Annotated in this window: 11 protein-coding genes; 8 read left to right on the forward strand and 3 right to left on the reverse strand. The window is 72.5% G+C overall.

From position 1 onward, the window contains the following. Positions 1–16: 16 nt before the first annotated feature. Entirely contained in the window at positions 17–391 is a 375-nt protein-coding gene (locus ADK57_RS24130; RefSeq protein WP_053751631.1) for an NTP pyrophosphohydrolase, read from the reverse strand. 48 nt (positions 392–439) lie between these two features. Continuing rightward, a complete protein-coding gene (locus ADK57_RS24135) occupies positions 440–1330 on the reverse strand; it encodes an NAD(P)-dependent oxidoreductase (RefSeq protein WP_053751632.1) in 891 nt (296 codons plus the stop codon). A 215-nt stretch (positions 1331–1545) separates the two neighbouring features. Between ADK57_RS24135 and ADK57_RS24140 the strand changes: the two genes are divergently transcribed. The 3 genes from ADK57_RS24140 to ADK57_RS24150 all read left to right on the forward strand — a co-directional run bounded on the left by ADK57_RS24140 (position 1546) and on the right by ADK57_RS24150 (position 4246). Next, on the forward strand, positions 1546–1890 hold the full coding sequence (locus tag ADK57_RS24140; protein ID WP_053751633.1) for a LysR substrate-binding domain-containing protein: 345 nt from the start codon (positions 1546–1548) through the stop codon (positions 1888–1890). A gap of 9 nt (positions 1891–1899) precedes the next feature. Next, positions 1900–2916: a hypothetical protein gene (locus ADK57_RS24145; protein ID WP_053751634.1), complete on the forward strand. Its 1017-nt coding sequence runs from the start codon at positions 1900–1902 to the stop codon at positions 2914–2916. A gap of 208 nt (positions 2917–3124) precedes the next feature. After that, positions 3125–4246, forward strand: a complete 1122-nt coding sequence (locus tag ADK57_RS24150) for a hypothetical protein (protein WP_053751635.1) — start codon at positions 3125–3127, stop codon at positions 4244–4246. Between the two features lie 24 nt (positions 4247–4270). Here ADK57_RS24150 and ADK57_RS24155 read toward each other — a convergent pair whose 3' ends face one another. Continuing rightward, the gene (locus tag ADK57_RS24155; protein WP_053751636.1) at positions 4271–5356 is read right to left on the reverse strand and encodes an LCP family protein; all 1086 of its coding nucleotides are present in this window, start codon (positions 5354–5356) and stop codon (positions 4271–4273) included. Positions 5357–5784: 428 nt separating this feature from the next. Here ADK57_RS24155 and ADK57_RS24160 point away from each other — a divergent pair, with 428 nt between their 5' ends. The 5 genes from ADK57_RS24160 to ADK57_RS24180 all read left to right on the forward strand — a co-directional run bounded on the left by ADK57_RS24160 (position 5785) and on the right by ADK57_RS24180 (position 15014). Next, on the forward strand, positions 5785–7440 hold the full coding sequence (locus ADK57_RS24160) for a stealth family protein (RefSeq protein ID WP_053751637.1): 1656 nt from the start codon (positions 5785–5787) through the stop codon (positions 7438–7440). Positions 7441–7455: 15 nt separating this feature from the next. Continuing rightward, a complete protein-coding gene (locus ADK57_RS24165; RefSeq protein WP_053751638.1) occupies positions 7456–9078 on the forward strand; it encodes a sugar phosphotransferase in 1623 nt (540 codons plus the stop codon). Next, positions 9075–10850, forward strand: coding sequence for a stealth family protein (locus tag ADK57_RS24170; protein WP_053751639.1), 1776 nt, complete (start codon positions 9075–9077; stop codon positions 10848–10850). The genes ADK57_RS24165 and ADK57_RS24170 overlap by 4 nt, the downstream gene beginning before the upstream one ends. Next, entirely contained in the window at positions 10847–12943 is a 2097-nt protein-coding gene (locus ADK57_RS24175; protein ID WP_053751640.1) for a glycosyltransferase family 4 protein, read from the forward strand. Before ADK57_RS24170 ends, ADK57_RS24175 begins: the two co-directional genes overlap by 4 nt. A gap of 103 nt (positions 12944–13046) precedes the next feature. Continuing rightward, a complete protein-coding gene (locus ADK57_RS24180) occupies positions 13047–15014 on the forward strand; it encodes a PIG-L family deacetylase (protein WP_053751641.1) in 1968 nt (655 codons plus the stop codon). Positions 15015–15029 lie beyond the last annotated feature (15 nt).

Below are 15029 nucleotides of genomic sequence, written 5' to 3' on the forward strand. Positions count from 1 at the left end.
TCGGGCACGTCGGTCGTCACGACGGCCTGACGGTCCGCGGACCTGCCACCTCGGCCCCCAACTCCCCGACCCGCCGCCGCAGTTCACGGTCCGCCGTCACGACCAGCACCGGACGGTCGCCCGCCCGGCCCGCCAGAGCCACGATGTGGTCGTCTCCGCTCCCGGGCGCGGCCTCGACCCGTACGTCCGGTACCGACTCCACGCCACGGGCCGAGCCCTCGACGACGAGGACGATCTCCACCGGTCCGGGACGCCCCGGCACCCCGTCCGCCGCCAGCCGGTCCCGCAGCCGCTCCGCGGCCCCCCGCCGGTCCCGCCACCATCCGTCGGGCACCGACCCGACGACGTTCGCGGCGTCCACGATCACGAGCAGCGGGGCGTTCTCGTCCATACCGGCCAGGGTCCCACGGCCGCGGGGCGCAAGGAGCGGACCGCCGGCTCAGTCCTCCCGCTTCTCGTCGAAGCTCGCGAAGTACGCCGCCACCATGTCCTCGTCGCCGTGGCCCTGCGCAGCCGCCCGCTCCAGCCGCTCCGCGCTCGCGACCGCCACGTCCAGCCGTACGCCGTTCCGCTCGCCAGCCTGGACGATGAGCCGGGCGTCCTTGGCGGCGGTCGCCACCCCGAACTGGGGCGGGGAGAGCTGGTCGTTGAGGACGAGTCCGGCCTTGGCGCGCAGGTAGCCCATGTCGAGCGGGCCGCCCGCGATGAGGTCGAAGAAGCTCTGCGGGTCGACGTCGAGGGCCTGGGAGAGGGCCAGCACCTCGCCGGTCGCGGCGGTGACGGCGATCACCCAGCTGTTGGCCACCAGCTTCAGCCGCGTGGCGGAACCGGCCGCGCCGTCCTCGCCGGTCCACACCGTCCGCGCGCCGACCGCGTCGAAGACCGGCGCCACCGCGGCCCGCCCCTCGCCCGGTCCGGCGGCCAGCACGGTCAGTTGTCCGGCCTCGGCGGGCTGCCGGGTGCCCAGCACCGGCGCGTCGAAGAACACGAGCTCGTGCTCGCGGGCGAAGCCGGCCAGCTCGCCGATCGCCTCGATGCCCGCGGTCGTCGACTGCACCCAGGCGACGCCGGGACGCAGGCCGGGCGCCGCCTCACGCATGACGTCCAGGGCGGCGGGACCGTCGTACAGCATGGTCAGGACGACGTCGGCGTCCGTGACCGCCTCGACGGGGGTGTCGGCGATCTCGATGCCGTCCGCGGCGAGGGGTTCGGCCTTTTCCCGGGTGCGGTTCCAGGCGCGCACGGGGTGTCCGGCGCGGGCGAGGTTGCGGGCCATCGCGGCCCCCATGATCCCGGTGCCGAGAACGCTCACGGTGCGGGTGTCGGTCATGACGTCAACTTCCTGTCCTCGTGCGGTGCGGGCTGCCGTGGACCAGCCTGCCGGATCAACACCGCGCGGCGCCGACAAGCCGTCCGGCCAGGCGTGGAGGGTCCTTTCGTCGCTGTCGCCGCCGGTCGGGGCGACGTTCACGACGGTAGGCCCGGAAGCCATCGGATATCCAACAGGGGCATCGATACCTGCGATCGGAGCATCGATACTGGCGCATGGTCTTCGGCAGGCAGTTCGCCGCGCGCGCCGCGCTCACCGTGCCCAACCCGTACGCCGTCGTCTCCGCGGTCGTCGCGGGCGCCGGCTACAGCGTGCTGCCCCGCTCGCTGTGCGAGGAGCACCTCGCCGCCGGTCGGCCGGTCCTGCTCCATGACCCGGCCGAGGCTCCGCTCAACACGCTCTTCCTCGTCCAGCGTCCGGGCGCCGACGCCAACCGGGACGTGGTCCGCGTCCGCGACCTGCTCCAGCAGGCCGCCCGCACCTGGGGGCAGGCCGCGCCGGGTGATCCCCTCCGCTTGGCAAGCTTCCCCTCCGCTTGGCGAGTGATCCCCTCCGCTTAGAGTGAACCGGTGAACGGCGACTGGTTCATACGCGGCCGAGACGGCCGCCTCAGCGTGTATCTGCCTGCGGGCGACGCCGTCGTGTGCCGGGCCGAGCGCGGCCCCGGCGGTCCGTGGGGAGCTCCCCGCCGGGTGGGCGGCGACCAGAGGCTGCACCCCGTGCTCGCGGTCGGCCAGGGCGCCGACGGCTACGCCCATCTGGTCTCCTGGCGTCCCACCGCCTCCGGCGAGTCCGGCCTGGTGCACTCGACGCACTTCCGGCCCCGGCTCGCCGCCCTCGACTGGCTTCCGGTCGGGCACCCCAACAAGAAGGGCGCCCGCACCGGCCCGCCCGCCGTCGCGGTCGACGCCCGGGGCCGCGCCCATGTCTTCGTACGGAACAAGGGCGGCGGCGTGAGCATGATCGCCCAGAAGGAGAAGGGCGGCTGGGACCCCTGGCGCGACCTCAAGGGGAGTGACGTACAAGAGGAGTTGGCGGCCGTGACGGGGGAGTCCGGACGCGTCGAGCTCTACGCGGCCGTCCCCGGGGGCATCCTGCACTGGCGGCAGGAGGAGCCGGGCGCCCAGCCGGTCCTGGAGGAGGCGATCGAGTCCCCGGTCCGCCCCGGCACCCTGCGGGCCCTCGCCACCTCCCCGGAGAGCACGACCCTCTTCTTCGCCGACACCTCCGGCGACCTGTGCGCCTGGCGCCCCGGCGCCAAGCCGGTCACGCTCCTCGCCTCCGCGGGCCCCGGCCCGGTCTCGGCCGTCCGCTGCGAACTCGACGGCCACGACTGCACTTTGCTCGCCCAGCGCTCCGCGAGCGGCCGGGTGGCGTTCGCCGCGTACCCCACCGAGCAGGAGTCGGCGGGCGCCTGGTGGACCGAGTCGGGACCACAACTCCCCGTGGACGCCGAGGTGTCCCTGGCCGTCGACGAGGACGACCGGGTCGTGGCCGCCACGCTGTCCCCGTCGAACGGGCAGCTGCTCCTCACCCGCCGCAAGGAAGAGCCGGGCCTGGCGCTGGAGGCCTGGCGGCAGGTTTGAGAGGCGGGGGCAGGGGGCGCCGGGTGCGAGGCGTGCTCGGGGACGGCCGCCGGGCTCCCTGGTCGCGCCCGTCGCGCCCGTCGCGCACAGGGTCACCATGCGTTGTTCACCGAACGCACATCCTATGATGGGCCAGCTCGGCCCCGCACACAGGTTCGGGACTGGCGGGTCAGCCACGCCGAGCGTCACGGAAGGGGCAGGTCACGTCATGCGGACCAGATCCGGGCGCGGCGCAGCCCGTGGGAGAACGGCGGACGTCGCCGAGCGCACGGCGGCCGAGGGCCGCGCGGCGCAGGGCACCGTGGACGGCCGCTGGCTGACCCTCGGCAAGGACGGCCGCCTGACCGCCTACGCCCGCACCCGGGAGGGCCTGCTGCGGTGGACCGAGGTCCGGCCGGGCGGCCCGGCATGGACGGCACCCGACTTCTTCCCGGTCGCGAACCTGACGCATCTGTACCTCGCCCAGGGCACCGACACCTACGTGCACTTCCTCGGCCGGCGCGAGGTCGCCAGGGGCGACGGCCCGCCCGCCGTCGACGTCGTGCACGCCATCCAGTACCAGACCTGTCGCCCCGTCACCGAGTGGCGCTCGCTCGGCAATCCCCACCAGGACCGCGACAAGGCGTCCCGCTTCGGCGTCCCGGTGGCCGCCGTCGGCGAGTCGGGTCGTGTGCACGTCTTCGTCCGGAACGCCGGTCGCGGGGTGATGCTGCGCCGGGAGGCCCCCACCGGGAAGTGGGAGCCGTGGAAGGACCTCACGGGCAGCGGCGTACGGGACGGACTCGCCGCGGTCGCCCACGACTCCGGGCGCATCGAGCTGCTGGCCGGCGGTGAGCAGGACGCCATGTGGTGGCGCCAGGCCGAGCCCGACGGCGACTTCCGGACGGAGCCGAACATCCCGGTCCGGGTGGCGCCGGGCACGGCGAGTGCCCTGTCGACCGGGCCCGACCGGGCGACGTACTACTGGGCCGACCCCGACACGGGCGGGCTCGTCGCCCATCGCCCCGGCGGCTGGGTGATCCCGCTCGGCGGCGCACCGGCGGGGGATCCGGTCGCGGTGCTGCGCGCGATGCTCGACGGATACGACTGCACGCTGCTGGCCCACCGCGATCTCGACGGGCAGGTCATGCTCGCGGCGTTCGGCACGGAGAACGAGCAGGGGGGCGTGTGGTGGTCGCCGACCGGCGAACGCTGCGTGGGTGCCCCGGCGTTGGCGCTCGACGGCCACGGCCGTGTCGTACTCGCCGTGCTCGGCCAGGACGGAGCGCTGCACATCTCCCGGCAGACCTCCGAGCCGGGGTTCTCGCTGGCCCCGTCCATCCGCCTCTGACGGTCGGACGGGGCCCCGCGGGGCTCAGCCCCCGGCCGGTGACTTCTTGGCCGACTCGGGTATGTCCTGGTCCTTGCGCAGCGCCTCCCACAGCTGTTCGGTCTGCGGCTGGGCGGCGACGACCCGGTTGGGGTCCTGGGTGTCGTACTTCACCGGCAGCATGATCGTGTCCATGGAGGCCGGGTCGACCCCGTTCATGCTGCGGCCGAACTCGGCGAGTTCGGTGAGCGAGGCGAGGTCGGAGTCGGTGGTGAGGGACTCGGTGAGCTCGTCGGCGATCTTGAAGGTCTTGGTGGGGCTGCCCAGCAGGTCCTGCTTCTTGATCTCGGACAGCAGGGCGATCATGAACTTCTGCTGGAGGCCGATGCGGCCGAGGTCGCTGCCGTCGCCGTAGCCGTACCGGGTGCGCACGAACTGCAGGGACTCGGTGCCGTTCAGCCGGTGTGTGCCGGCCCCGAGGTCCAGGCCGCTGTTGCCGTCCTTGATCGGCTCGTCGAGGGTCACGGTCACCCCGCCGATGGCGTCCACGAGGCCCTTGAAGCCGGCGAAGTCGATCTCCATGTAGTGGTCCATGCGGACCCCGGACATCTGCTCCACGGTCTTGACCACACAGGCCGGACCGACCTGCGCGTAGATGGAGTTGAACATCACGCGCTTCGCCGAGGCCACCTCGGTGCCGTCGGACTTCGCGCACGCGGGGCGGGTGACCAGGGTGTCGCGCGGGATGCTGACGGCGACGGCCTTCGTACGGCCCTCGGGTATGTGCATCACCAGCGCGGTGTCGGAGCGCGCTCCGGAGACCTTGCCCTTGTCCAGGGCGGCGTTGGCGCCGGCGCGCGAGTCGGAGCCCAGGATCAGGATGTTCTGGCCGGAGGTGGGCAGTTTCTCGGGCCGGCCGCCGCCGATGGCGTCATCGATGTCGACGCCCTTGATGTTGCCGTCGAGGTCCCGGTAGAGCCAGTAGCCGGTGCCGCCCGCGGCCAGTACGACGGTGACGAGGCCCAGCGCCACCCAGCGGCCCACGCGGCGTCGGCGCGGTGCGGCGGCCCTGCGGCCCGACGGCGCTCGCCTGGATCTGCGGGGGCTGGTGTCCGTCGGGGCATGCGTCATGCCTCGGTCCTCTCTCGCTCAAATGGCTCGTTGCCTGGGTCTGTACGTGGGGGGCACGAGTGGGGGGAGAGGGGCCGGGCCCGCGCGGCGGCGAACACCGTGATGTGGCCCGAACTATAAACCGATTTCCTGGTGTGTCGGTGCCGGAGGCCCGTTTACCCACCAGATTCCGGATGTTCAATGGTTGCACGCATGACCGTGTGTTTTGGGTTACTTCTGAATGGCGTTGACAGCTATGTGTACGCCTGGTGATGATGTGCCGGACCTGTGAAGGTTAAATCTTAGGTGTGAATGAAACGTCGGCGAAGCAGTCGGCGGAGTGTGTGGTCGCTGATTCGAGCCGGGGGGCACGAGGGCGGGCGGCCATCAGTACTCACCATCGGCCTCGGCCAGGTGAGAAACAACAGGGGGGGTGGCTGAGGTGCTGCGTGCGTCGGCCCGTGAAGGGCGGCGGTGTGACGGCCGTATCTGATCACGTCGTCCAACAGGCGCCGGGCGCAGCCGCCCGGACCCGACGGGGCGAGGGGGGACACGCACGTCCGGCAGCGGCCGGACCCACGACTTTCACCCCGGAGCACGGCGACGTCTACGTGGAACCGGGACTCACCCCGCTGGCGGGCCGCGAGGCCAACCGCTCCGCGCTCACCGCCCTGCTCGACAGCGTCGGCGTGGCGTACTTCGCGGTTCGCGGCACCTCCGACCACGGCACGGTGATCGCCGTCGCCGAGGAGGACCGGGACCGGGTGCTGGCGGTGGTGTTCCGCGGACTCAGCCAGTTCCCGGGGCACCTGAGCGTGGTCGACCCGGACGCACCGCGGCCGGCCAAGCCCGTCTCCTCGCGGGACGCCAAGGCCTGGCGCGCGGTCGCAAGTGCCCGGATCCTGCAGGTCAGTTGGTACCGCACCGACCCGGGCCGGCACCTGTTGCTCGGTCACGAGTACGGCTGCGCCATCGAGTTCTGGCAGCGGCACGGCACCCACCTGGTCGCGCCCCGCGCCAACCGCGCCACCTGGGCCGTCGCCGCCGACGGGGGGAACGTGCTGGGCGCGGCCCGGCTGTTCAGCCGCTTCGTGTCGGACTGGACGCCGGCCCCGCTCGCGCCCGCCCTGGCCACCCGCCCCGAGTTCCTGGTGCACTGCGCCGACGACATCGCCTTCCCCGTCGACGCCGTCTACACCTGGGTCGACGGTGACGACCCGGCCTGGAAGCAGCGCAAGGCACAGGCCAAGGGCGAGGTGTACCACGCCGAGTCGGCGAGCGACGCCCGCTTCATCAGCCGTGACGAACTGCGCTACTCGGTGCGCTCGATCCACCTGTTCGCGCCGTGGATCCGCAACATCTACATCGTCACCGACGACCAGGTGCCGCCCTGGCTGCGCGAGGACGTGCCCGGGCTGCGCATCGCCACGCACCGGGAGATCTTCCGCAACCCGGCGGACCTGCCGACCTTCAACTCGCACTCGATCGAGAGCCAGTTGCACCACATCGAGGGCCTGGCCGAGCACTTCCTGTACTTCAACGACGACATGTTCATGGGCCGCCCGGTGGCCCCGCACGCCTTCTTCACCCCCACCGGCACGGCGCGTTACTTCCCCTCGCGCAACCGCATCCCGCAGGGACCGGTCGTCGAGACCGACACCCCGGTCGACGCAGCGTGCAAGAACAACCGCGCCCTGCTGCTCGAACGTTTCGGCAGAGTGATCACCCAGCCCATGGAGCACATCCCGTACGCCCTGCGCCGCTCCGCGATGGAAGAGGCCGAACGCGACTTTCCCGAAGCCTGGGCGCGCACCTCGGCCAGCAGGTTCCGGGCGATGACCGACCTGTCGCCGACCTCGTCCTTCGCGCTCTACTACGCGGCCCTGACCGGACGGGCGCAGCCCGGCTCGATGCCCTTCACCTACCTCCAACTCGCCGTGCCCGACCTCGCCGACCGGCTGCAACGCCTGCTCGACGGACGCGACCAGGACACCTTCTGTCTCAACGACGCCTTCTCGACCCCCGAGGACATCGAGGCCCAGCAGGAGCTGCTGGACGGCTTCCTCGATTCCTACTTCCCCACCCCCAGCCCCCACGAGCGATGAAACGGAGTTCATGACGTGTCGGACCCGACGTCCATGAGCTCCGCAGCCCAGGTCTACAAACGATTCGTTCCCCAGCCGGTGCGCGCGGCCGCGACCACCACCGTGCCCGTGGGCGTACGACGCAAGGTCAAGCGGCAGCTGGCCCGGACCCTCGGCCGGCGCGAGGCACGGCTGCACCGCCGTGCCCTGCGCCGGGTGCGCAAAGTGGAGTTCGGCCATTCCGAACGCCGTACCAAGGCACCCGACGGCAGGATCGGCCACGTCCACACCGGCCTCACCGTCGACCTGGCCCGCCGGCTCGACCACGACCTGGTCACCCACGCCCTCGACACGGCCGACATCCCCTGGTTCGCCGTGCCCGCGCTCGACGACCGCCGCGTCTGCCTGGCCGTCGACCAGCAGGACAAGGGTGCCGTCCGCCGGGTGCTACGCGCGTTGCTGGAGGAACACACCGGCTACGTGGTCTCCGTCTCACCCGCCCAAAGCGACACCGGGGAGATCCCGGGCAGCCATGTGAAGGCGTGGAAGCACTACGCCAAGGCCAAGGTCATCCGCCTCAGCTGGCTGCGCACCGACCCCACCGAGCACCTCTGGACCGGCGAGGACCAGGGCATCGAGATCGAGTTCTGGACCACCGACACGAAACTGCCCCAGGAGCGCCTCGTCGGACCCCGCCCCAACCGGGTCCAGCGCTCCGTGCCCAGTGACGCGCCCGGCGTCGAGATCGGCCTCGACCGGCTCTGCGGCTACGCGGACATCGACGGCGACATGGAGCCGACGATCACGCTGGAGACCTTCGACGTCCTGCGCCTCGAAGAGATCACCTTCCCCGTCGACGCGGTCCTGTTGTGGCAGCACCCCACCCCCTGGGGCGAGGAGCTGCTGCGCGCCGCGCTGCGCTCCCTGCACCAGTACGCCCCCTGGGTGGACGTCGTCCACGTGGTCGCCGAGGCCGAACCGCCCGCCTGGCTGAAGGCCGGCGACCGGCTCACCGTGGTCCGCGCCCGGCCCGGCGCCGAGTGGTACCTGCACCAACTGCCCGACCTCGCCGACCACTTCCTGCTGCTGCGCCCCGGCGCCCTGCTCGGCCGGCCGGTCCGCCCCTTCGACTACTTCACGCCGAACGGCTCGACCCGCCCCCGGCGCGGCCCCTGGAACGCCCAGGAGTCCTTCGCGCCGTGGACCCGCGCCGCGTACTCAGCCACCGGCCGGGTCGCCTCCCACGGCTACGCGCACGGCCCCCAGCCGCACCGCGCCGAGAACATCGCCCGGCTCGCCGGGACCGGCGCCGCCCCGCTGCCCCTCGACGACGGGCAGCTGCTGTCCGTCGTCCCCGGCACCCACCCGATGGACGGCATGGTCCACCACGTCGGGCACACCGCCGGACTCGCCGAGCCCTCCGGCGAGGCGTTCGTGACAGTGCACGCCGCGATGCCCGGCATCACCTCCCACCTCAACCGGCTCCTCGTCCGCCGCGACACCCAGCAGATCCAGCTCTTCGGTCTCGGTACGGAAGAGGCGCGCACCCGGCGCGGCACCAAGGCCGTCGTGCGGTTCCTGCGCCGCTACTTCCCGGTCCCCAGCGTCTTCGAGCAGGACCCCTCCCACCCCTCCGAGAAGGCGGACAACCGGCCGTGAGCATGGGCAACCCCGAGGCAACCGCCGCGGTCGGGGCGTACCGCACCCTGGTCCCCGCCGGGCTGAGACGCCGTATCGCGCGCCGCGTCCCGATCCGCATCCGCATGGCGCTCAAGCACCTGCTGCGCCGACTGCACGCCTTAGGCCTGCTGGCCCGCATGGTCCGCGGCCTGCGGGCCCGCCGCCGCTGGCCGCACCTGTTCGGACCGGGCGAGCGGCTCGCCGTCCTCGCCGGACACAGCGCCCGGATCGCCCTGGTCCGGCCCACCGTCTCGCCGCTCGGGCTGCGCGAGGCCAACCTCGAACTCGTCGTCACCGCCCTGGAGGAGGCCGGCGTCGACTACTTCGCGATCCGCGGCACCTCCGACTTCCGCTCCTGCCTCGCCGTCGCCGAGGCCGACCGGGACCGGGTCGCCGCAGCGCTGCAGCGCTGCGCCGGGCACAGCCCCGTCTACCTGCGCGCCTGCCGGGGCGAGGCGGCCCAGGGGCGCGCGGCGCTGGCCGGCTCCCGGCCGGGCCGGCACCTCGCGGACACGGCCGCGGTGCTGCGCGTCGGCATGATGTGGAGCGACCCGGCGGGCTCCCTGCTGCTGGGCCTGGAACACGGCTGCGACATCGAGTTCTGGCGGCCCGAGGAGGGCCGCCTGCTGGCCCCGCGGCCCAACCGTGTCACCGAGGACGTCGCGCCCGACGAACCCCGGGTCACCGTCCCGGTCAGCCGCCTCACGGGTTTCGCCGCCCTGCACACCCGCCGTACCCGCTCGGTGCGCACCATCCGGCCCTGCGCCGACCCGCTGCCCGAGGACGTGCGGTTCCCCGTCGACGTCGTCTACACCTGGGTCGACGGCAGCGACCCCGCCTGGCAGCGCCGACGCGGCGGCTACGGCGAGGGCGGCTACCACACCGAGTCCGCCAACGCGGCCCGCTACATCAGCCGCGACGAACTGCGCTACTCCCTGCGCGCGTTGGAGCAGAACGCCCCCTGGGTGCGCAACGTCTACCTGGTGACGGACCGTCAGCGCCCGGCCTGGCTCAACGACAGCCACCCGCGCATCACGGTCGTGGACCACTCGGAGATCTTCGACGAGCCGGCCGCACTGCCCACCTTCAACTCGCACGCCATCGAGAGCCGGCTGCACCACATCAAGGGCCTGGCCGAGCACTTCCTGTACTTCAACGACGACATGTTCCTTGGCAGCCCCGTCACGCCCGGGGACTTCTTCCTGTCCAACGGCATGACCCGCACCTTCTTCTCGCCGTCCCAGGTGCCCCGCTGGGACCTCAGCCCCGTCGACCGACCGGTCGACGCGGCCGGCAAGAACAACCGGCGTCTCCTCCAGGAGTACTTCGGCACCGCCATCGTGCAGAAGCTGCGGCACGCCCCCTACGCGCTGCGCCGCAGCGTGCTCCAGGAGATCGAGCGCGAGTTCGCCGACGAGCACCGGCGGACCTCGCACAGCCGGTTCCGCAGCGCCACCGACATCTCCATCCCGTCCTCCCTGTACCACTACTACGCCTACTTCACCGGCCGCGCCGTGCCCTCGAACATCACCTTCGCCTACCTCGACCTCGCCAGGCCGGAGATCCAGCGCCGGCTCGGCATCCTGCTCGCGCGCCGCGACCGGCAGGCGTTCTGCATCAACGACACCCTCTCCGACGGCCACGACACCGAGCGCCAGACCGCGATGCTCAGCCGCTTCCTGGAGTCCTACTACCCCGTGCCGAGCCCCTTCGAGTGGAAGGACGGACGGAAGGAGCGTGAGGTCCGATGAAGATCTCCTTCCTGATCAACAACATCTACGGCATCGGGGGCACCAACCGAACCGTCATCAACCTCGCCGAGGCGCTCTCCGTCCGCCATGAGGTGGAGATCGTCTCGGTGTTCCGGCGCGCCACCGCCACCAAGTTCGAGATCTCCCCGCGCATCGCCGTCCGTGCCCTGGTCGACCTGCGGCCCGGCTCCGCCGACCGCGACGCGTCCGGCAGCGACGAACCGAGCGAAGTGGTGCCGCGCCAGGAGGAGTTCTACGCCCAGTACAGCAGGTTCACCGACGGCCGCATCATCCGCGACCTGGAGAAGACGACCGCCGACGTCGTCGTCGGCACCCGGCCCAGCCTCAACCTCTTCGTCGCCGCCCACACCCGCGACGGGGCCCTGCGCGTCGCCCAGGAGCACATGACCCACCTGGCCATCCCGCCGGCGGTGCGCGCGGAGATGACCCGGGTCTACCCGCGCCTGGACGCCATCACCACGGTCACCGAGGCCGACGCCCGCTCCTTCATGGAGAACACTCCGATCCCCCGGATCCCCGTCGTCGGCATCCCCAACAGCGTGCCCGAGCCGACCGTCGCCCCCTCCGACTGCACACTCAAGGTCGTCGTCAGCGCGGGCCGCATGCACCAGATCAAACGTTACGACCTCCTCATCCGCGCCTTCGCCGCCCTGGCCGAGGAGTTCCCCGACTGGCAACTGCGCATCTACGGCGACGGCGGCGAGGCCGGCAAGCTGCGCGCTCTCGTCACCGAACTGGGCCTGACCGGACGGGCGTTGCTCATGGGCGGCTTCTCGCCGATCGAGTCGGAGTGGGCCAAGGGCTCCATCGCGGCCGTCACCTCCAGCGCCGAGTCCTTCGGCATGACCCTGGTCGAGGCCATGCGCTGCGGCCTGCCCGTCGTCTCCACCGACTGTCCCGTCGGCCCGCGCGAGATCCTGCGCGACGGCGAGGACGGCTTCCTCGTGCCCAACGGCGAGGTCGAGGGCATCGCCTGGGGCCTGCGCCGCCTGATGGCCGACGAGCCGCTGCGCCGCAGCATGGGCGCCGCCGCCCTGCGCAACGCCGCCCGCTACGACCCGGCCGCCGTGGCCGACCGCTACCTGGAGCTCTTCGAGGACGCCGCGCGCCGCCGGGCCGCCGCCCACCGCGGCTACCGCGTACCCGTCGCGGACCGCGAGGCCGGACCCGAGCAGCTCACCGTGCCCCCGGTCGCCCTCGGCTCGGCCGTCGTCGACGTCACCGCCGACGACGCCGGCTGGCTGCGCTTCAGCGCCGACGGACCCGCCGAGGGCCGCCGCCGCTGGCAGTTCGTCCTGCGCCACAAGCCCGTCGACGGCAAACGCCGCCCCGACCTGGCCCTGCGCACCTCCCGCAAGGACCTCGACAACGGCGGCATCCACTACAGCGCCGTCGTCACCCCGTCGGCCCTCGACGAACTCGGCGACGGACGCTGGCAGGTGACCATGGGCGCCCCCAAGACGTCCCACGTCCACATGAAGGCCGGCGTCCGCGACACCCGCGCCCTCATCGACGCCCGCGCCCGTCTGGTCGCCCGCCCGCCGTCCGGCCCCGTCGGCTGGAACCTGCCCTACGCCCAGCCGAACGGCCGGCTGATGCTGCGCACCGTGCTGCGCGAGGAACACGCCGAGTGCACCGGCGTCGATGTCGGCGACGGTGCCATCACCCTGCGCGGTGTGCTCTGCGGCGGACGCCGGATCGAGGCCGGCGCGCTGTTCATCGTCAGCCGCCGCGGCCGGCACGGGCAGAGCTTCTCCGTGCCCGTGCAGGTCCTCGGCCGTCAGGCGTTCCGGGCCGAGGCGCCGCTGCGCAGAGTCGTCGACCACCGGCTGGAGCGCTGGGAGGACTGGGACTGGTGGCTGCAGCCCGACCCGTTCGACCGGCGCAAGGTCCGCGTGTGCCATGTGCTGGAGGACTTCCCCGATGTCAAGGGCGCCTACGTCTACCCGTCCGTCCCGCTCGTCGGCGACGAGCCCTCGGCGTACGCGGTGGTCCACCCGGCCCGGCCGGTGTGGGTCCGGCCGTACTGCTCGGCCTCGGGGGCGATGGCCATGAACGTGGTGGACCGATGAGCGCCTACGACCCGCACCGACGAGACGGCCGGAAGAGCCCGATGATCACGATGATCACGATGATCACGACGAACCAGATGACCGCGACGCCTGAGGAGGCCCGATGACCGCCGCGACCCGATCCGTCCTCCATGTCGTCGCGCACCAGGACGACGACCTGTACTTCATGAACCCCGACCTGGTCCGCTCCCTCCAGGACGGCGACCGGATCGCCACGGTGGTCGTCACCGCGGGGGAGGGCGACGGCATCAACGTCGACACCAACGAACCCGGGCGCCGGGCGGTGGCACCGGACTTCGCCCGCTACAGCACCGAGCGGGGCTGCGGACTGCGCTCCGCGTACGCCCGTATGGCCACCGGCAACCGCGACCATCCCTGGCAGCGCGAGCCCGTGGACCTGGTGCCCGGGTTCGCCGCGGAGCGGTTCACCCTGGTCGACCACGACCACGTGAGCCTCTACTTCCTCCAGCTGCACATGGGCGCGCCCACCGAACGCGGCACCCGCACCCGGCTCCACGAACTGTGGGAGGGCGCCCTGCGCACCCAGGCCACGCTCCCGGTGCACGGCGGCACCATCGGCGAGGTCCAGCACGTCACCCGTGAGCTGGTGATCGGCGCGCTGGCCGCCCTCCTCGGACACGTCCGGCCGACCACGGTGCGCACGATGGACCCCGACCCCGAACACGACGGCGGGCAACCGGAGTTCGTGTGCTCCGACCACATCGACCACACGACCACCACCCAGTTCGTGCTCGCCGCCCTGACCCGGCACCGCGAGGCGGGCCACAACCCGGTCGTCGAGCACTACCGCGCCTACGCCAACCGCTTCTGGGGCTACAACCTGGACTCGGCCGCGGTCACGGAGAAGGCCGAGTACCTGGCGACGTACGCCGGTATCGACGCCCCCACGGTCTGCCCGCACGGCACCTGCCAGACCTGCGGCGACCGGCAGCTGGGACCCGACCCGTTCCGCAGCACGCACATGATGAGCGCCGCCTACCGCTACTCGCCGACCACGAACTGGCTGCGCCTCGGGCCGGGCGGACGGCTCAACGCCTTCGGGGTGCTGGCCGGCCGCCTCGCCTTCTGGACGGAGACCGGCCCGGCCGGTGGCGAGTGGAAGGGGCCCTACGTGCTCGGTGACGGCTGGATCGCGTCCACGCTCGCCGTGACCGGGCTGCCCGGCGGGCCGGCCGAACTGGTCGGCCTGCGCCGGCAGCACGTGGTCGGCGGCGGAGTGACCGTCGACGTCGTGCACACGGCCCAGGACCCCGGCGGCAACGGCTTCAACGGCTGGCAGTCCCTGGAGAACCCCGAATGGGCGCACGGCGACGGCCGTCGCCAGCGCGAGGCGGGGGTACCGTCGGCCGCGGTCGACGCGGCCGGCCGGCTGTACGTCTTCGTCCGCAACTTCGACCAGGGCATCAGCCTCCGCCGTCGGGACATCGACGGCACCTGGGCCCCGTGGGAGAACATCGGCGGCAGCTTCGTCCAGGACGCGGGCACCGCCCTGACCACCGAGCGCGGCACCGTCGAGCTGTACGTGCCGGGGAAGAACTCGGTGTGGCGCTGGCACCAGAGCGAGCCCGGCGGCGCCTTCCTCCTCGACGACACCCTCAAGACCGGCCGTCCGGCGACCGGCGGGATCACCGCCGTCGACTCGGGCGGCGGCCGCACCTGCCTCTACTTCCGGGAGGCCGGTACCCAGCAGGTCATGGCCTACCGCCAGCACGCCGACGGCCGCTGGCCCGGTTCCGGCGCCGGAGTCGGCGGCCACGGCGGCACCGGCGCCGTCGCCGCGCTGTGGGCGCCCGAACGCGGAGCCCGTGAGGCCTTCCTGGCCCACCGCGGCAGCCGCGGCCGGCTGGTCGTCTCGCTGCCCGACCGGGACAAGGACGTCTCCGGCACGCACTGGCACGAGTCCGGCGAGATGTTCGCGCACGCTCCGGCGATGGCGTACGACGCGACGGGCGCGCTGGTCGTCGCCGTCATCGGTACGGACGGGCAACTGCACACCCGCCGTCAGCTCGCCCCGGCGGCGGGCAGCCCGCTGGGGCCCTGGCGTTCCTGACGCCACGGCAGCAGG

The sequence above is a fragment of the Streptomyces sp. MMG1533 genome (assembly GCF_001279775.1).
Classification (GTDB): Bacteria; Actinomycetota; Actinomycetes; order Streptomycetales; family Streptomycetaceae; genus Streptomyces.